General features: G+C 38.9%; 22 protein-coding genes. 16 read left to right on the top strand and 6 right to left on the bottom strand.

The genetic code is table 11. From position 1 onward, the window contains the following. Positions 1–6 precede the first annotated feature (6 nt). Genes QF028_RS22180 through QF028_RS22165 form a run of 4 tightly spaced genes read left to right on the top strand, consistent with a single transcriptional unit; the run spans position 7 to position 2,885 of the window. The gene (locus QF028_RS22180; RefSeq protein WP_429468857.1) at positions 7–672 is read left to right on the top strand and encodes a sensor histidine kinase; all 666 of its coding nucleotides are present in this window, start codon (positions 7–9) and stop codon (positions 670–672) included. A 13-nt stretch (positions 673–685) separates the two neighbouring features. After that, positions 686–1,339, top strand: coding sequence for a response regulator (locus QF028_RS22175; protein ID WP_088085771.1), 654 nt, complete (start codon positions 686–688; stop codon positions 1,337–1,339). A 15-nt stretch (positions 1,340–1,354) separates the two neighbouring features. Beyond that, positions 1,355–1,804: a GAF domain-containing protein gene (locus QF028_RS22170; RefSeq protein WP_429468854.1), complete on the top strand. Its 450-nt coding sequence runs from the start codon at positions 1,355–1,357 to the stop codon at positions 1,802–1,804. Positions 1,805–1,835: 31 nt separating this feature from the next. Beyond that, the gene (locus tag QF028_RS22165; RefSeq protein WP_429472455.1) at positions 1,836–2,885 is read left to right on the top strand and encodes a PAS domain-containing sensor histidine kinase; all 1,050 of its coding nucleotides are present in this window, start codon (positions 1,836–1,838) and stop codon (positions 2,883–2,885) included. Between the two features lie 40 nt (positions 2,886–2,925). Here QF028_RS22165 and QF028_RS22160 read toward each other — a convergent pair whose 3' ends face one another. Then, positions 2,926–4,581: a glutamine--tRNA ligase/YqeY domain fusion protein gene (locus QF028_RS22160; RefSeq protein WP_429468851.1), complete on the bottom strand. Its 1,656-nt coding sequence runs from the start codon at positions 4,579–4,581 to the stop codon at positions 2,926–2,928. Between the two features lie 204 nt (positions 4,582–4,785). On the opposite strand from QF028_RS22160, the gene QF028_RS22155 reads away from it, so the two are divergent. The 4 genes from QF028_RS22155 to kynB all read left to right on the top strand — a co-directional run bounded on the left by QF028_RS22155 (position 4,786) and on the right by kynB (position 9,761). Further along, positions 4,786–5,769, top strand: coding sequence for a Gfo/Idh/MocA family protein (locus QF028_RS22155; protein WP_429472453.1), 984 nt, complete (start codon positions 4,786–4,788; stop codon positions 5,767–5,769). 195 nt (positions 5,770–5,964) lie between these two features. Further along, positions 5,965–6,978, top strand: coding sequence for a 4Fe-4S binding protein (locus tag QF028_RS22150; RefSeq protein WP_429468848.1), 1,014 nt, complete (start codon positions 5,965–5,967; stop codon positions 6,976–6,978). Between the two features lie 82 nt (positions 6,979–7,060). Next, positions 7,061–9,043 (top strand): WG repeat-containing protein, encoded by a 1,983-nt coding sequence (locus QF028_RS22145; protein WP_429468845.1) that lies wholly within the window; start codon positions 7,061–7,063, stop codon positions 9,041–9,043. 97 nt (positions 9,044–9,140) lie between these two features. Beyond that, positions 9,141–9,761 (top strand): arylformamidase, encoded by a 621-nt coding sequence (kynB, locus tag QF028_RS22140; RefSeq protein ID WP_215002908.1) that lies wholly within the window; start codon positions 9,141–9,143, stop codon positions 9,759–9,761. A 153-nt stretch (positions 9,762–9,914) separates the two neighbouring features. Here the strand turns inward: kynB and QF028_RS22135 are convergent, their stop codons facing one another. Then, a complete protein-coding gene (locus tag QF028_RS22135) occupies positions 9,915–10,250 on the bottom strand; it encodes a hypothetical protein (RefSeq protein ID WP_429468842.1) in 336 nt (111 codons plus the stop codon). A 269-nt stretch (positions 10,251–10,519) separates the two neighbouring features. Here QF028_RS22135 and QF028_RS22130 point away from each other — a divergent pair, with 269 nt between their 5' ends. Then, positions 10,520–10,771, top strand: a complete 252-nt coding sequence (locus QF028_RS22130) for an amino acid decarboxylase (RefSeq protein WP_429468840.1) — start codon at positions 10,520–10,522, stop codon at positions 10,769–10,771. Here QF028_RS22130 and QF028_RS22125 read toward each other — a convergent pair. Continuing rightward, positions 10,764–11,468, bottom strand: a complete 705-nt coding sequence (locus QF028_RS22125) for a Crp/Fnr family transcriptional regulator (RefSeq protein WP_429468838.1) — start codon at positions 11,466–11,468, stop codon at positions 10,764–10,766. The two genes, QF028_RS22130 and QF028_RS22125, sit on opposite strands and share 8 nt — an antisense overlap. A 159-nt stretch (positions 11,469–11,627) precedes the next feature. Between QF028_RS22125 and QF028_RS22120 the strand changes: the two genes are divergently transcribed. From QF028_RS22120 to QF028_RS22100, 5 genes are all read left to right on the top strand, one after another. Continuing rightward, positions 11,628–11,837, top strand: coding sequence for a heavy-metal-associated domain-containing protein (locus QF028_RS22120; RefSeq protein ID WP_088085779.1), 210 nt, complete (start codon positions 11,628–11,630; stop codon positions 11,835–11,837). A 155-nt stretch (positions 11,838–11,992) separates the two neighbouring features. After that, positions 11,993–12,841: an MBL fold metallo-hydrolase gene (locus QF028_RS22115; protein WP_429468835.1), complete on the top strand. Its 849-nt coding sequence runs from the start codon at positions 11,993–11,995 to the stop codon at positions 12,839–12,841. A 152-nt stretch (positions 12,842–12,993) separates the two neighbouring features. Continuing rightward, a complete protein-coding gene (locus QF028_RS22110) occupies positions 12,994–13,293 on the top strand; it encodes a DUF5658 family protein (RefSeq protein ID WP_215002912.1) in 300 nt (99 codons plus the stop codon). Positions 13,294–13,400: 107 nt separating this feature from the next. Then, positions 13,401–14,546: a DEAD/DEAH box helicase gene (locus tag QF028_RS22105; RefSeq protein ID WP_429468832.1), complete on the top strand. Its 1,146-nt coding sequence runs from the start codon at positions 13,401–13,403 to the stop codon at positions 14,544–14,546. A 137-nt stretch (positions 14,547–14,683) separates the two neighbouring features. Further along, positions 14,684–14,818, top strand: a complete 135-nt coding sequence (locus QF028_RS22100) for a hypothetical protein (protein ID WP_282599650.1) — start codon at positions 14,684–14,686, stop codon at positions 14,816–14,818. A gap of 87 nt (positions 14,819–14,905) precedes the next feature. On the opposite strand, the gene QF028_RS22095 is transcribed toward QF028_RS22100, so the two are convergent. From QF028_RS22095 to QF028_RS22085, 3 genes are all read right to left on the bottom strand, one after another. After that, entirely contained in the window at positions 14,906–16,441 is a 1,536-nt protein-coding gene (locus QF028_RS22095) for an FAD-dependent oxidoreductase (protein WP_429468830.1), read from the bottom strand. 246 nt (positions 16,442–16,687) lie between these two features. Continuing rightward, on the bottom strand, positions 16,688–16,834 hold the full coding sequence (locus tag QF028_RS22090) for a hypothetical protein (RefSeq protein ID WP_214715314.1): 147 nt from the start codon (positions 16,832–16,834) through the stop codon (positions 16,688–16,690). A gap of 114 nt (positions 16,835–16,948) precedes the next feature. Beyond that, complete coding sequence (locus QF028_RS22085) at positions 16,949–17,323, bottom strand: DUF1360 domain-containing protein (protein ID WP_215002918.1); 375 nt, start codon at positions 17,321–17,323, stop codon at positions 16,949–16,951. A 119-nt stretch (positions 17,324–17,442) separates the two neighbouring features. Between QF028_RS22085 and safA the strand changes: the two genes are divergently transcribed. Together safA and QF028_RS22075 are read left to right on the top strand one after the other, a co-directional pair. Further along, positions 17,443–18,057: a SafA/ExsA family spore coat assembly protein gene (gene safA, locus QF028_RS22080; protein ID WP_429468825.1), complete on the top strand. Its 615-nt coding sequence runs from the start codon at positions 17,443–17,445 to the stop codon at positions 18,055–18,057. A gap of 149 nt (positions 18,058–18,206) precedes the next feature. Next, positions 18,207–18,554, top strand: a complete 348-nt coding sequence (locus QF028_RS22075) for a flagellar basal body rod protein (RefSeq protein WP_429468822.1) — start codon at positions 18,207–18,209, stop codon at positions 18,552–18,554. Positions 18,555–18,559 lie beyond the last annotated feature (5 nt).

The raw sequence follows: 18,559 nt of genomic DNA, 5'->3' as shown, positions 1-18,559 counted from the left end.
GGCGGGATGGATGTATTAAATTCAAAACAGCAGATTAGCTCTTATATTATTCATTCCCAAGAGGAAGAAATAAAACGGATTGCCATAGAGCTGCACGAAGGTGTTGGACAAAATCTATATAGTATTTTAACAGGCTTGCAGTTTATTGAATCAGGTGCAAAAGAGCTGCATATGAAAAGTTATGTCCGCGAATTGTCGCAGTTGATTGAAAAGACCATCCAAGAAATTAGGCTTCTTTCGGTTGAATTGCATCCGCCTACCCTAACTACTCTTGGTTTACTACCAGCCATGAAGAGCTATATTAAGTTATACACATCCACGTTTGGGATCCTAGTGGATTTAGATTCAACGGGTGAAGAAAAGTGGATATCTGAAAAAAATAGGATCACTGTATTTCGTGTATGCCAGGAGGCACTTGCCTATATTGCCAAGTATGCAGATACATCCAATGTAAAAATGAATTTTATTTGGTCAGAGCAAGAGCTGAAAATTTCCATATATGATTTCGGCAGAGGGTTTCAACAGGACGAAAACGATTTCATTAATCCTTCATCAGGTATTGCGGCCATGAAAGAACGAATGCTTCTGACTGGCGGACAGTGTACCATTTCTTCTAAAATAGGAGAAGGAACATCCATAGTGCTAGCCCTTCCGTTAGTAAATAGGGATTAAAGGGGAGTTAAGAGTGATAAAGATTCTGTTGGTTGATGATCATGCCGTAGTTAGAATGGGTTTAAAAATGCTTTTGAACACAAATCCTGAAATGGAAGTAATTGGTGAAGCATCAGAAGGCAATGAAGGAATCAAAAAAGCCTTGAAGTTAAAACCGGATGTCGTAGTCATGGATTTAAGTATGCCACATGGAAAAGACGGCTTGTCGGCAACGACCGAATTAAAAAAGCTAAAGCCGGAAATAAATATTTTGATCCTCACGATGCATGATGATGAAGAATACCTTTTTCGAGCAATTCAAGGGGGAGCTTCCGGCTGTATTTTAAAAAGCGCCCCACATGATGAACTAATGTCAGCAATCGAATCAGTTGCAGTCGGGGATGCCTATTTACATCCATCTGCACAGAAGCGATTGATGGAAGAATATTTGAGCAGCGTAAAACAAGATGGGAATGATACGTATAATCTTTTATCCGAGCGGGAGAAAGAAGTTCTAACACTTATTGCTAAAGGGTATTCCAATAAGGAAATTGCTGAACAGCTGGTAATCAGTGTAAAAACGGTCGAAACCCATAAAGGTAACTTGATGGAGAAACTTCAGATGAAAACCAGACCTGAGTTAGTGGAATACGCAGTTAGGAAAGGTTTATTAGGTTATGGTATTTAAGGAGAGTTACTTGGGATGAAAGAGATTATAGAACTGCAAGATGTTATCAAGGTTTGCAACAGTCTTATGGCTGTGGCAGGCTGCGAATTTGTAGCCTTGGCGTTGCAAAATGAAGTGGGCCCGGATGTTAGGTGGCATTATGCATCCGCCAATTTAAATGATAAATACAAAAGAATAACCGTCCGTTTCGGTAAAGGGATCGCGGGAAAAATAATCTCAAGCGGCAGTCCGATGATGATAACAGATTTTCCGAATGGAATTATCGGAAAAGTAACAGATTATCCAATTATGCTTGCTGAAAAACTTGTTTCCTCCTATGCCGTCCCTTTATTTTTTAATGCTGTACCAAAAGGAGTTTTACTCATTGGTAATAGGAGAGCCACAACGTTTACTGAACAAGATCAGCAGTATGTAAGAGAATCCGCTCAAGCCTTGGAACAGATATTAAAGGAGCAGATACTATGAAAGATGCAGGGGGATGTTAATGAACAAGAAAATGGACCAGCCTGCAAATAATCTCGCAGACCTTGAGATAGAATTAAAAAAATCGATGCAAGAATTGGTAGATATAAAGTTTGCGCTCGATGAATCTTCTATTGTTGCCATCACAGATTCTCGGGGAATGATTACATATGTAAATGATCAATTTTGTCATATCTCGAAATATTCCAGAGAAGAACTGCTGGGTCAAGATCATCGAATTGTGAATTCCAGGTACCATTCAAAAGAATTTTTTAAAAAAATGTGGAGAACAATTGGTTCCGGTGAAGTCTGGAAAGGTGAAATTTGTAACAGGGCAAAAGATGGTACAAATTATTGGATGGATACCACGATTGTCCCTTTTTTAAATGAAAAAGGAAAGCCTTATCAATACTTAGCGATTCGTTATGAGATCACCGAGCGAAAGCGAGTCGAACGAGAACTTCAAAACATGATGACAACCATCATCAATGTTCAAGAAGAAGAACGTAAGCGTTTGTCGCGAAATTTACACGATGGCATCGGTCAAAATCTTTATAGTCATTTAATAACGATCAATCGACTCCTTGCTGAAATGGATCATCCGCTTCTTTCGCAGATGCAAACAGAAGCAACCCAGTTAATCGAAGAAATCCGCGAAATCTCATGGGAGCTGCGGCCGTCGGTATTAGATGACCTGGGTTTAGTACCAGCCATTCGCTCCTTTCTATCACGTTACTCTGACCATTATAGTATTGATGTTTATTTTGAATGCGTGCTAAATCGCCGCCTGAACATCAGCATTGAACTTACGATTTACCGGATTATTCAGGAGGCGCTAACAAATATCCGAAAATATGCAGAAGTGACCGAAGCAACAGTGACTGTTAGAGAGCTGGATGATATCGTTCGGGTTATGGTTGAGGATAAAGGAAAGGGTTTTGAGATTAAAAATCAATCCGTGGGTGTAGGTTTGTTTAGTATGGATGAGCGCGCTCGCTCTGTCGGAGGAGAACTATTTATTAGTTCTTCCCCTGGGATGGGAACCAAACTTATCTTAGAAGTACCCATCACTATTATAGAATAGAAAAAGAACCAGGCAATGTTTTGCGCCTGGTTCTTTACTGTTATATTTTAAAAGAACTTTTTAAGGAAACAATCCTGTTAAATACTAACTTATCGACTGTCGTTTCTTTGGGATCGACGTTGAAGTAACCGTGTCTAAAGAATTGGAATTTTTCCTGCGGTCTGCTTTCCTTCATGTTTGGTTCTACAAAACCTTGTAACACCTCAAGTGAATGTGGATTAACGTTATCAAGGAAGGATTTTTCAGCCCCGTCAGCTTCATCAGCTGTATCCAAAATAAGCGGCTCATAAAGTCGGAATTCAGCAGGAACTGCATGGGCTGCTTCCACCCAATGAATGGTTCCTTTTACTTTTCTGCCTGTAAAACCTGTACCACTTTTTGTTTCAGGGTCATAGGTACAGCGCAGTTCGACGACCTTACCATTTGGATCTTTGACAACTTCTTCACATTTAATGAAATAAGCGTTTTTAAGGCGTACCTCATTGCCTGGGAATAGACGGAAATACTTCTTAGGTGGTTCCTCCATGAAGTCGTCTTGTTCAATATAGATTTCACGAGAGAATGGAATTTTCCTTGTTCCCATCTCAGGATTTTCTGAATTGACTTCGGCATCAAGCAATTCAATTTGTCCTTCTGGATAATTCGTGATGACTACCTTTAAGGGGTTGATTACACCCATGGTACGAGGTGCTTTTAATTTCAAATCTTCACGGACAAAATGTTCAAGCATTTGTGAATCAACTGCACCTGAACCCTTATGAACGCCAGTTTCACTGACAAAAGCACGAATCGATTCTGGTGTAAATCCTTTTCTTCTCATCCCGGAAATCGTCGGCATACGCGGATCATCCCAGCCATCAACAAATCCCTCGTCAACCAATTGCTTCAACTTTCGTTTACTCATCACAGTATTGGTTACATTTAAGCGGCCAAATTCAATTTGTTGTGGGATGCTTTCCATTTCACAGTTTTCAACAATCCAATTATAAAGGGGGCGTTGATCCTCAAATTCAATCGTGCAGATCGAATGAGTTACCCCTTCAATCGCATCTTCGAGTGGATGAGCAAATGCGTACATCGGATAAATGCACCATTTATCGCCCGTGTTATGGTGCGTCGCATGTGCAATTCGGTAAATAACTGGATCACGTAAATTAATATTTGGTGATGACATATCAATCTTTGCCCGCAGGACCTTTTGACCGTTGTCGTATATACCATTTCGCATATTTTCAAATAATTCAAGGTTTTCTTCTATGGAGCGATCGCGATAAGGGCTATTTTTGCCGGGCGCGGTAAGTGTTCCACGGTATTCACGAATTTCATCCGCTGACAGGTCATCAACATAGGCTAATCCTTTTTTTATTAAAAGAACCGCTCTCCTAAACATTTCTTCAAAATAATTCGATGCAAATAGTAAGTTATCCCATTCAAAGCCTAACCATTTTACATCTTCTTTGATCGAATTTACATATTCGATATCTTCCTTTAACGGATTCGTATCGTCAAAGCGTAAATTGGTAAGCCCGTTAAATTCATCTGCCAAGCCGAAGTTGATTACAATCGATTTTGCATGTCCGATATGTAAATAACCGTTTGGCTCTGGCGGGAACCTAGTGACGATTTTGTTGTGCTTTCCGGACTCCAAATCTTTTATCATAATATCTTTAATAAAATTTGATGTATGATTTTCCACCCTTTTCAACCTCTTTCATTCTTAACTACTACTTTATAAATAACATAAATACTGATATTTTTCCATTGTTCCCTACAATTCATGTGAAAAACACACATAAAATGGAATGTTTGCTCATTTTTTTGAAATTCGGAATTGGCAAGTGTGGTTGAAAAAGACTACAATGGTTTCTTGAAGATATATAAAGGAAGGGGAAGTACAATGATTAACTTTGGTACAGTCGGGACAGGGTGGATTACTGAATCCTTTATCCAAGCAGCACAACTTAGCGGACAATGGCAATTAACAAGTGTCTATTCCAGAACAGAGGATAAAGCGAAACAATTTGCAGATACATATAACGTTCCTAATTTTTATACAGATCTAGAGGAGATGGCAACAAGTTCTGAAATAGAAGCTGTATACATAGCATCGCCAAATTCAGTCCATTTTGACCAGACACTAATGTTTTTGAAAAATAAGAAACACGTGATCTGCGAAAAACCGATATTTTCAAATAGTGCAGAGTTGGCGGAGGCATACCAGACAGCGGAGGAAAATGGGGTTTATTTATTTGAAGCAATTCGAAATGTGCATACCCCTAATTTCAAAATATTAAAAGACAAGCTCCCTATGGTCGGGGAGTTGCGAAGTACCATGTTACCATACATGAAATATTCCTCCCGTTATGATTTATTTTTACAAGGGGAAGAACCAAATATTTTTTCTGCTTCCTATTCTGGCGGCGCGCTTGTTGATTTAGGTGTTTATCCACTCTATTTAGCCGTCGGGTTGTTTGGTGAGCCCAAGCAGGTAACCTATCACCCGGTCCTCCTCCGCAGCGGTGTGGATGGAAGTGGAACACTTGTGTTAACGTATGACGATTTTGTTTGTACAATCCTATGTTCGAAAATATCTCATTCGGAATTACCTTGTGAAATACATGGAGAAAAGGGAACCTTTGTCCTCGAAGATGCGGCCCCGATTTCAAAAATAACCTTCGTTGACAACCGTGGATTAGAGAGCGAGAACTTGAGTGTCGATCTAGATGAACAAAATATGGTTTATGAATGTAAGAATATTGCCAGGATTATTGAAACCGAAAATGATCAAGAATATCAGCAATTAAAAAGTTGGAGCGAAATTGTCCTTCGAATCACAGAAGAAGCACGGAAACAGAATAATATTTTATTTGCTTCAGAAATATAGAAACAAAAACAGGCCAGGGGATACATCCTCTGGCCTTGTCTTATGGGGTTTTCTTCAATGGTAATGAACTTAATTGACGTTTTAAAGAATGGTTATATGAACTCTTTATGAATTCAATATTCTCAATGACTTTTATCACATTCCATGCATTGTATGTTCTTTATAGTTGATGTAACAGGATTGGAGGAAACCCTTATGAAGTCAAAAGCGTGGTATATGAAACAGATGAAACGTAAGCCTGTGCAAATGACAAGATATACTGTTCAGGGCTTGTTTCTGCTGTTTTTACTATATATTGGTTTGCAGTTTTATCAATTTTATTTGCATTTTGAAACCCTCGGAAAAACCCCTTTCGTTGAACGACCATCTGCGGTCGAAGGGTTTTTGCCAATCAGCGGCTTGGTCGCCTTAAAGGTATGGCTGACGAGTGGAGAGTTTGATGTGATTCATCCTGCGGGCCTGATTTTACTAGCATTTTTTGTAGGTGCAGGAATTATTCTTCGTAAGTCGTTCTGCAGCTGGATATGTCCTGTTGGAACATTTAGTGAAATGATTGGCTGGTTTGGCAGAAAGATGTTTAAAAGGAATTTTGAAATTCCACGATGGGTAACTTGGCTTTTAACACCTATTAAATACTTATTGATGCTCTTTTTTGTCCTAATGGTTGTTCAAATGCCTGCTTTTACTGCTAGAAGCTTTCTCGAGGAGCCGTATAATAAGGTCTCTGATGTGAAAATGCTTCTTTTATTCACAAATCTTGGCGGCTTTGCCTTGAAGTTTATTATTGTGATCTTCATCTTGTCATTATTCTTTAGAAACTTTTGGTGCCGCTTCCTCTGTCCGTACGGTGCATTAATTGGTCTTGGAAGTATCTTTAGGATTACAAAAATTGAGCGGAATGAAGATACTTGTACAAACTGCGAAATGTGTACAAAGGTTTGTCCGCAACGATTAAAGGTACACAAGGTGGAGACTATAAATTCTCTTAATTGTTCAGCATGTATGTCCTGTGTAGAGGCATGCCCTGTAAAAGACACACTCAACATGACGGTTGTGCGTAAAAAGGTGAATAAATGGTTTGTACCAGTTACCTTCTTCGTGCTGTTTTTCGTTATTATTACTTTTGCAAAAATAACAGGTCACTGGGATTCAATCATCTCCTATGAAGAATGGAAACAACTAATCCCAGAAGCCAAAAACATAAAATAATTAGCGGTGTTTTCCCGTATAAGTGTTAAACACATAGCCCACATTTCATCATATAAATATAGAAAACTAAAATGGGTGAGTTATGATGTTTGGATCTAACAGTGAATTAATAACTTGGATAGTGCCATACCTCCCAGCTGGAGCAGAATTGGAATATCGAGATTCACAAGCGGTTATCCAATATATGGATATAGATGAGGATGGATTATATGAAATATTTGGGGTGTATTGTCTTAATCGAAAGCCCTATTTATTTGTTCTGAAAAATTATTTTGGTTATTTTATATATTATTATCCTATGCCTCCTGAAGTGGAGAAAAAGGCGGTCCGAGCGCTTTCAAATTTTCGAGACACAAGGGCCGTCTATCTTTTCCCAGTGGTGATGAAGGAAATTGGCGGAAATAAGTGGGGCTATATCGATACGAAAGGGAAACTGATTCTTCCTATCAGCTATGAGCATGCCGAGGATTTCCAGGAGAATGGTTTAGCTATTGTTGGTTTAATGGACAAATCAGGAATTATTAATGACCAAGGGTATTTTATTGTGCAGCCCAAATACGATACAATTAATCCTTTTTCAGAAGGCCGGGCCGTTGTCAACGACCCTCAAGGATTTAAGGTGATTGATGAAAGTGGCAAAGAAATCACGGATCGGGCTTATTCGATTATTGTCGGAGAGTATAAAGAGGGGCGCGTACGTGCTGTAGAAAAAGATGAGCATGGGCGGTATTTATACGGTTATTTGAATAAACGAGGGAAAGTGGTTATTCCGATAACCTTTGAAAGCGCTAGTGATTTTGATCAGGGGAAAGCAATTGTAAAAACAAAAGATGGAAGTTTTCAATTAATCGACCTTACCGGAAAGATATTACAATCGTACCCTTATGCTTATGTCAGTAATTATGGCCAAGGTTTGCTTGCATTTAAGGAAATCAACGATGGGAAGATTGGATATATCAATGAACAGGGAAAAATCGTCATAGAGCCTAAATTTTCATCTGCAGAGTCATTTATAGACGGACGTGCCATTGTTAGTTTGTCAGATAATAATAGGGAACAGTATGGCGTTATTGATCGAACTGGCCATTATGTGATTAAGCCAAACTATAACCAAATCTTATATCTAGATGAGGGACGCTTTGCCATCGGGAATGAGATGGATCCAAAACTACCCTGTATGAGGTCTATTTACGCCTTAGCAGATTCGAGTGGTCATATCCTTACAGGATTTATCTTTAATGGAATCACGAAATTTCAGGACGGCCTTGCCTCTGTCTCCGATGCTCAGCATACTTACTTTATTGACAAACTTGGAAAGAGAATCGAACAGCTGCCAATGGTCAGGGGCAGCGGCTCGATTAGTTTTGAGAAAACGTTAATCAAAGGTGATGTTGACGAGCGCCTGCACTATTTTAATCAAAATGGTGAGTTGCTCTGGAAGCAAGCCACGATTGTCCCGCTAAATAATAACTACTCAGTTGTCGAGCAAAAATATAAGCCGAATAAGGATTATTTAGTCTATTTCCCGCAGATTGAAGGTATGAAAATTCATCAGGAAAAAGTAAATCATGCTTTAAAGGAACTGGCGGGGGTAAAACCCATGCCGGCACACACACAATTGGAATCGAATTATACGGGGGATTTTGAGGTTACCCTTTACGAGAAAAATTTACTGGTCATTAAGATAACAGGGTATGACTACCCGTTTTGTGCCGCTCACGGTATGCCAGTGGAAAAATATGCTAATATTAACCTAAAAACAGGCTCGATCTATCAATTAAAAGACCTCTTTAAGTCTGGCAGCCCGTACGTGAAAGTAATCAGTGATATGATTGGTGATCAAATAAAAAGTAATGAAAAATATTCATCTTACTTATTTCCTGATGAGTACCATGGAATCCAAGCTGATCAGCCATTTTTTATTAGTGAGGCGGGCTTGAATATCTACTTTAATCCATATGAAATCGCCGCTTTTGCTGCTGGTTTCCCTACCTTTACCATCCCTTTTAAGGACTTAAAGAACATCATTAATGGTAACAGTGAATTTTGGAAATCGTTTCATTAACAAAGGCAGGAATCAAACCTGTCTTTTTTTCATGGATTCTAATGAAAAAAAATGAAATAATGGTGATACAGTCAAGATGTCTAGGGGAGGTATTGGAATGAAGATTTTTGATGTTTCTAGAAAGCTAATAAACGGGATGCCAGTCTGGCCGGGTGATACCACCTTTAAATATGAGGTCTCATGGCCAATGGAGGAAAGCGGCTCTGTTAATGTTGGCAGACTCGAATTAAGTACGCACACGGGAACACATGTGGATGCTCCGTTTCATTTTGATAACGCAGGAAAAAAGATCATTGAGTTGGACCTTAATCTATACATCGGTCCAGCGAAAGTTATTGATATGATTGGAAAGGAAAGCATTGGTGCAGCTGATTTAAGAGAGATGGATCTTGATGGGTGCAAACGGGTGTTGTTCAGAACCCTTGCGTGGGAAAATCCCAATCAATTCCCTGAAAAGATCCCACATATTGAGCCAAACTTAGCTCCTTTCTTAGGAAGGAAAGGGATTCAGCTTATCGGCTTGGATATTCCATCTGTTGATCCAATCGACAGTAAAGAGCTTCCTGCCCATCATAGCTTGAATGAACATGGAATTCACATCCTAGAGTCACTAATGCTCGATGAAATTGAACCAGGAGATTACGAACTCATTGCCCTGCCGCTCCCATTGGTCGAAGGAGACGGGAGTCCAGTTCGCGCAGTCCTGCGTCAGAAATGAATGGTGTCAGGCACCATTATGGAATAAAAAAGAAGCGTGAATCTCAACTAAACTGGATTCACGCTTCTTCTGTTAAAGGCCACAATCAGATTTGTTTGGTTTAAGCAATAACACATCAATCTAAAAGGAAAAAACCTCCAGAGTCTCTTCGTTCTAAGTATGTTTTCTACGAAATACTAGCCAGTAACTCCCCAGTCCGAAGATAAAAAATAAACCGACCAAAACAGGAATAACATAATTATTAAAGGTAGGCTCAGCATCCTTCTCTTGTTTAGGAGTCGATGAGGCATGCTCCATTTGTGTCATGGTCTTTTTATTTGCTGATACTATTTTATGATTAACAGTGGTTAAGGGGATAACCTGAACTGTTTGGCTTAATACTCGATTATTTTGAGGAGAAGAGACTTCTAATCTAGAATCGGCAAAGACATTCGTTCCTAATAGAAAAAACAACATGGATGTGATAAGAGAAATCTTATTAAACATCATTTTCAACTCCACTATATTGAAATCTTCTTGTTGTTGATTCTATCACCGATTCTTGAAGGTGATATCAAATTGAAGGCATTGTTCACAAAGCTTTCGAATTTAAAACTCTTTAATCTAACCAAATGTCTGCCAAACCATAGGAATACACAGTGTATTGTGCCATATTTATCGTAATTATTCCAAACTCAAACTTGATATAAATCAATTTCATTAAAGAAGAATGGTGATAAACTGAAGCATAAACTTAAACTCTAAGGGGAGCGAGAACTATGTTTGAAATAGTTGATAAAAAAGCAGTCATGGATATCCGCGAGCACATTGCAAAGGGGGAACATCCGCGAAGAGAAATAATAAATTTCGTGAAAGCTGCACCTGTAGGAACCTTATTTGAAATTCATTTGCCACATCGTGGTGAACCGCTTATTGGCAGTTTGCAATCATTAGGAATGAATGTAATTGTCAACGAAATTGAACCCATGCATTTTAGACTAATGGCAATAAAGTTAGATGAAATTAACTAATACCTGCGATCTGTTTAAGCCGGTGCAACTCAAGAATCTGTATTTGGCGGCGTCCGTCCATGCTAATTAGCTTTTGCGACATGAACGACAACAACTTTCTGCTTACCGATTCTGGAGTTGTTCCAATATAACGAGCTAAATCCTTTTTTGTGATTGGCAAGGAGAAGGTCCCGTTCTTAGCGATCATTTTATCATGAAAGAGAATAAGTGCTCTTGCAAGCCGTTGTTCAACCTCTAGTAAACTTAGGAAACCAACCGACTCATCTGCTTCAAATAGCCTGTCGTTTACGGCCAGTAAGAATTGGTAGGACAACTCCGCGTTATTTTCCATTGTTTTAAGAAAGTCCTTTTTTTCGATATAACAAATAACCGTTGAAGATCCCACGGCTTCTGCATTCATATAGTGTTTTTCATTTTTTAATAATGAAAATAATCCAAAGAAATCCCCAGGGAACAGCAATCTTACAATTTGTTCCTTCCCTTCTGCGGACATTTTTGTTAACTTGATCAGTCCTTCATTGACAACGAATAATGTTTCCGAATGTTCTCCTTCTCGAAAAATAAATTCTCCTTTCACAAAGCTTCTGCTTCTTGTTACCTTTTGCAGCTTTTGACGATCCGCTTCCTTCATTCCTTTAAAAACAGGTACGGATGTAATGCACGATGATTCCTTAGAGCAGCAATGGTTACAACACATTCTTAAGTCACTCCTCCACATTTCTATTAACTTAATAGTATCTGTTTTGATCAATCCTTGTAGTGATTTATATCAATTCTGCTTTTCTTGATATAGGTCAATGTTAATGAGAACGATTCGCATTACAATAAAAGAAAAACAAGAGGTGATTTAATTCAAATGAGTATTATGGAATTGGCATTGAATGAGGTCGCATGCTCAGGATGTATCGGGAAGATTAAAAGAGAGATGCAAAGAACCAATGGGATTGAAAAAGTAAAGATCATGTCCGGTAGTGGAAAAATCAAAATAAGCTTCAATGAAAATATTATTCATTCGGAGGAAATTAATCGTAATCTGTATAAAATGACTTTGCGAACATTTGATTAAAGGCTGCTCCTTGTGGGCAGTTTTTTTTTTGAAAATAAAAACTGTATTAAGAACGGAAAATTCGTTATAATATTAACATTAAAGAACCAAGGATAAGAGGTTGTAATAATTTTCCCTTCCAGATAAATAATAAACAAAAAGGGAGGGATTTTTTTTTGGAGCGCAATCAGGATAGTAAATTTGAAGAAACCTTTCTTCCAGTGACCTCAATCGGCAGTGGAGTTGGAATAGCAGTTTTGCCTGATATTTATTGTTACACCGACAAAATCGTGAACCTAGTACTTGTAGGCAACCCGAATGAGTTGGATGATTTTGTTTTAATTGACACGGGCATGCCTAAGTCAGCAGATGAGATAAAGGAAATGGTTGAAGAACGTTTTGGTGAGGGTGCCCTTCCTAAAGCGATTGTATTAACGCATGGACATTTTGACCATGTCGGATCAGTGGCTGAATTGTTGGAGGAATGGGAGATTCCGGTATATGCACATGAGCTGGAAATCCCTTATTTGACTGGAAAGTTAGATTATCCGCCTGGTGACCCTAATGTTGATCGTGGACTTGTTGCAAAAATGTCGCCGATGTTCCCCAACCATGGAATTGATATTAGTGCGCATGTTCAAATGCTTCCTGCAGATGGAACCGTTCCAAATATGCCTAATTGGAAGTGGGTACATACACCCGGGCATACGCCTGGCCATATTTCCTTATTCCGTGAACAAGACCGGGCGCTGATTGTGGGAGATGCATTTGTGACGGTAAAACAAGAATCTCTATATAAAGTAATGACGCAAACACAAGAGATTAGCGGTCCCCCAAAATATTACACTACTGATTGGGATGCTGCTTTTGAATCTGTAAAAAAGTTAGAGGCACTCAAGCCGCAAGTAGCAGTGACTGGTCATGGACTTCCAATGAGTGGGGAGGAGCTAGCAGAAAATCTAAATTATTTAGTGGAGCATTTTGCTGAAATTGGCCGGCCTGACAGTGGGAAATATGTGAATTAGTAATTTCTGAAGAAACTAGGGCTGTTGACTCATGCAGCTCTTTTAAATCACTTACTTGTTCGTTTTTAAGAACAAAAAAACTTTAGGTATCAGCATAGATATCATTAGAAATAATGGAGACTAATTGAACTAATTCATTTGAGGTGGAAATAATGAGACTCTGTTTCTTTTTACTAGTTGCTGGACTGTTGGATGCTGTTTTAACTCATTTTGGAATTGTTTCAGGTATTGTTGAAGAGGGAAATCCAATGATGAAGCTTGTAATTGAAAAAAGCTGGTCCTATTTTTACATCATAAAAATCTTTCTGCCCCTCTTGTTGCTTGGTTTGTTCTACTTGCGACCACTAAAAGGGTGGATTCGGACTCTTTTGGTTTCCACTTGTGTTCTTTATCTCTCCGTCCTGGTATATCATATGGTGTGGATTGTCCTCTACTTAAATACTGCATCATGACTTTTCCTCTATTCCCAACTAGACACTCCGAGGTTATTCAGTTAGTATCAATACGATATGGAAAGACAAATAATAAGAAAAATGATTTTTATATAAAGGAGTTCAATATGTTAAATACCTTAAAACCATACTTGCAGGAAGCTTGGGAAAAGTCAGGATTTCAACAGCCGACTTCCATTCAAGAAGCCGCTATTCCAATGATTCTTGAAGGCAAGAATTTAATTGCCGAGTCACCGACAGGTACTGGAAAAACGCTGGCTTATTTGCTGCCATTGTTAGATAAAATGGACCCAAGTCTACAAACTTTGCAAGCGGTTGTGTTAGCTTCTTCGCAGGAGCTGGTAATGCAGGTCTATCAAGAATTTCAAAAATGGTCGGAAGGCAGCGGAATAAGGGGCACTTCGATTATTGGCGGAGCCAATATGAAACGCCAGCTTGAAAAATTAAAGAAACGCCCGCATGTTATTTTTGCAACACCTGGTCGTTTATTTGAACTGATCAAACAGAAAAAGGTGAAAATGCATGAAGTAAAATTGGTTGTTCTCGATGAGGGTGATCAATTACTTATTCACGAGCATCTTAATACTGTCCAAAACATTGTAAAATCAACCATGAGTGACCGCCAAGTTGTTTTGTTTTCAGCTACAATGAAACCGGCAACAGAGAAATTGGCAAAAGAAATGACGAAAGACCCGGAAGTTCTTCGCATCGAAAAGGATGAACTTGCTTCGTCTGGAGAAGTCGAGCATATTTATTTTTCATGTGATCCAAGAGATAAGATCAAGCTCCTCGAAAAAATCACGCGCTTAGAAAATAGTAAATCGCTTGCGTTTATTAATGATATTGGTGAAATTGAAGTATTTAAGGAAAAATTACATTTTAAAGATTTATCGATCGGAATTCTGCATAGCGACATGAAAAAGCTCGAACGGCAGGCTGCATTAAAGTCTTTCCGTGATGGCAAAATGAACATGCTAATTGCTACAGATGTGGCGGCGAGAGGACTTGATATCCAAGGGGTTACCCATGTGGTCAATATCGATTCTCCAAAGGATATATCGCAATATGTGCACAGGGCTGGAAGAACAGGAAGAATGGGTGCAAATGGGATTGTTATCTCGCTTGTTACCGAAAGGGAAGAAAGAGAATTGAAACAGTATTGCCGTGAGTTAAACGTTTCGGTTCATAAAAGAGTGTTTTACAAAGGCCTGATTTCTGAAGAAGGACAAAGAGACCAGAAATTACGGAGATAATGGAGAACTCACATCCAAAGAACTAGTATTATGAGCAAATGACTAAATTTAGAAAAAGCTCCAGTCCTCAAAAAAGAATAAGACTAATTATTTTCACTCATACTATCAATGTATTTCTCGAAAAAGGAGATGGTAGTGTGGGAAGACAGAAGCTTGGTAATCAAAATGCTCAGCGTAATAATAATCGCAAAAAACCAATGAGAGATAGTGAAGAACTGGTTGAATTTACAACTGGAGAAGCACTAAAACATAACCGTCCAAATAGTAAATAACAAAGTGCGCCTCCTTTTTAATAAGGGAGGCGCTTTTTTTATGGGAGGTCACCACATTTGTAGATATCTTGTTAAACACGACGAAAATCACTCTTCAGCAAGTAATTTGAGTGCTTTTTTAGCGGGGCCCTCAATAACATCGCCTGAATATGCATAGCGAGAACCGTGGCATGGGCAATCCCAAGATTTTTCAGCATGATTCCATTCACACTCACAGCCAAGATGGGTGCAGGTGGTGTCGACAACATAAAGTTTACCGTTTTCATCCTTATAGCCGCCGGCCCTTTTTCCGTTATACATGACAACAGAGCCTTCACCCACCTGTAAATCATCTGTGGACTTATCCGTATACTCAAGTTTGCCTTTAATTAGATGTTTAGCCACATCTGCATTGGTTGTGATGAAACTCTTTAAGTCGGGATCAGCTTGGAATCGGGACGGTGTATAGAGCTCCATATATGGGTTGTCCCTTTCCATAACATAATCGGTCAACAAGTGACCTGCGAGAATCCCTGTTGTCATCCCCCATTTTTTATAACCTGTGGCCACTAAAACATTCTCACGGCCTTCAGTGTAATGTCCAATATATGGAAGTTTGTCCAGTGTAACCATATCCTGGGCAGACCAGCGATAATCGTACTCCTTAATCCCAAAAACCTCTTCAGCAAACGTTTCGAGTGCTTCATAATGCTTCAGCGTGTCCATTCCTTGCCCCGTTTTATGATTTTCACCACCGATGATCAATAACTTTTCCTTTTCCCCATTAAGAGGTGTATAACGAATCGATCGAGGTGGGTTATCGGCGCTGATATACATGCCACCAGGGTAGTCCTTATCGGTTTTTATCCCGATTGCGTAAGACCTGCTCGCATACATTCTCGCAAAATAAAGCCCTGGTTTATCATAAAAAGGGAAATGGGAGGCAATAATCACATGCTTGCATGATACTCTATGTCCAGACTTAGTAACAACTTTTGGTTCCGAATCATCGTCCTCAATGTCTGAAGCGACTGTATTCTCATAAACAGAACAGCCCGCCTTAACCGCATCATCTAGAAGTGCTTTTAGAAACTTAAGGGGATGATATTGCGCTTGATTGCGCATCATGAGAGCACCTTTTGCAGGAATTTTAAAGGGGATGGTATCCTTTAAAGCCCCATCGATTTCTAGACTTTTATATGCTTCCCATTCCGTTTTAAGCTTGTCGACATACTCATCCGTTGTTGCATAAACATAAGCGTCTTGCTTACTGAAATCACAATCAATTCCCTTTTCCTCTACGCAGCTTTCGACAAATCGAATGGCATTCATATGTGATTCATAATAAAGCCGAGCTTTTTCTATTCCAAAATGATTTATTAATTCATCATAAATAATGCTATGCTGTGCTGTTAATTTTGCAGTTGTGTGGCCAGTAGTCCCATTCAAGACACTGCCTGCTTCTAAGAGGGCCACCTTTAAGCCTTCCTTTGACAGCAAATAGGCAGCGGTAATTCCAGATATCCCGGCACCAACAATTGCAACATCCACAGAAAGATCTTGTTCTAATGAATTAAAAGCAGGTAATTCTATTTCACGCCAATAAGTTTTTGGGAATTTTGGGATTTTTTCAGATGAACTCATATATACTCCTCCAGCCTAAAAAAATGACATCATATTTAATTTTTCCAAAAGTGATAAAATTAATGTAAGTATGGAAATATTTCCTTAGTCGCAAAAAAAGAACCTTGCGTTATGCATGGTTCTTCCAGTTATATATTAGGAGGTTAAATAATGATGAACCCGTGGTCTACAGAATCTGAATTAACTTAGCAAGATGCCGACGCATATGACAAACCTTAAACTTGGCTTTGACTGAATAAGAAAGAATCATTCCTCTTTATCAATTTTTAATGGATCAATACGGGTAGAGTCTTCAGTATTTAAGGCGCTTCTAACGAAATGGAAAAATGTTCCTCCAATACAGCCGAGAAATAAGACAAAACCAATCGTTGTGACCCACCAAATTGCAGACATTGTATTCCCCCTTTGTCTAGCTTAAGCATTCATTTCTTAAGCTTTTCTAAAAATATATGCATAAGGGGGGAGGATTTTTCCTATGAATCACTGATGGAAATATACTATTTTTTATTAGTCTTTTTTCTTAAGTGCGGCATAGTAGTCAACTTTTTTGATATTGACGCCGACAAAGGTTTCGATAATGGACTGGCCGCCGGCAATCGAGAAAATTAAAATAACCACATAGGTAATACGCGGAAAGAGCAAATATGCACCCCCAAGTAAAATAGCGCTCCAAACACCAGCACACCAATAACATTTCAATAAATAACCAAACATTGATGTTGGAACTTCCTTGGTTTCCACTCCATCGTCCGTTTCTACTTTTACTTTCTTAACAAAAGGTTTACGAATAAATTCAGTAATTTTATCAAAGACAATTAAATGAGTTAAACGGTAGCTCGCTAGAATTAACATGATATAGGTCATCCATGAGATATCTTCCACGTTTTCAATCCTCCAATATCCACTTGGTCTCTCCCTAATGGACAGCTCCATTTTATTTTTCATTTCCCTGTATATTTTGAGCCTGAAATCAAAATTATATATTCGGAGGAGGCGAAAAAATGAAAAAATCTTTTTGGTTTAGTTTTCTGTTTTTATTATCACTATTTTGTATTCCGAGTGTGTCTTTTGCCCAGCAAATTTACACCGTACAGCCGGGGGACACACTTTGGAAAATCGCAGTTAGGTATCAAGTTGGAATTTCCGAAATTATTTCGGCAAACCGACAATTTTCGAATCCAAATTTGATTTATCCAGGTCAAAAGGTTACTATCCCAAGTTTCGATGCTGTAAAAAGTACGGAAAGTCAGGTAATCCAGTTAACCAATCAGGAGCGTGCAAAAAATGGTTTGAAGGCATTAACACCTGATTGGGAGCTCTCAAGGGTGGCTCGTTATAAAGCCAATGACATGAGAGATAAAAACTATTTCAGTCATACCAGTCCAACGTATGGCAGTCCGTTTGCTATGATGAAAAGCTTTGGGATTTCCTACCGCTCAGCTGCTGAAAACATTGCAGCAGGGCAAATGACACCGGCTTCAGTCGTTCAAGCTTGGATGAATAGCTCCGGTCACAGGGCAAATATTTTAAGCACGAGATCTACCTATATTGGGGTTGGTTACGCACAGGGTGGCTCACAAAGACACTATTGGGTACAGATGTTTATTTCTAAGTAAGATAAAAGGGTCAGTTTCTTAAGCATTTCGCTTAGGGGCTGACCCTTTCTACGTCTTAGGACCGATATGAAAATCAAGCTCAAGCGCAATTATGATAAACAATGAAAAGAGGTAAGATGAAATCAAGATAAAGAAAGGAGCAAAACAAAATGAAAAAATTTGGTTTACTGTTAGCAGGTGGAATTGCAGCGATGATCTTGCTTTCCACCATTGGTCCAATGGTGGGGTTACTCGTCAGCTTAGTACTCCTATACTTCATATTCAAACAGTTCTTAAAAGCTGAATCGACAGGAGGAAAAATTGGGCTTGGGATCATTGGATTCATTGTCCTCATCGCATCCATTCATAACGCTCCAGCAATTATAGGGGTTGCAGCAGCTTATGTGTTATACCTTGTTTATAAAAAATGGAATGAGAAAAAGCACACAACCGTGAAGGAAGAAAATGACCAATTTGTTAATTTTGAAAAACAGTGGAATGAATTGAAAAATTATTAAGAAAT

This window comes from Neobacillus sp. B4I6 (genome assembly GCF_050434045.1).
GTDB lineage: Bacteria > Bacillota > Bacilli > Bacillales > Cytobacillaceae > Neobacillus.
The sequence above is the reverse complement of the archived record's forward strand: the minus strand, read 5'-3'. Positions and strand labels throughout refer to the sequence as shown.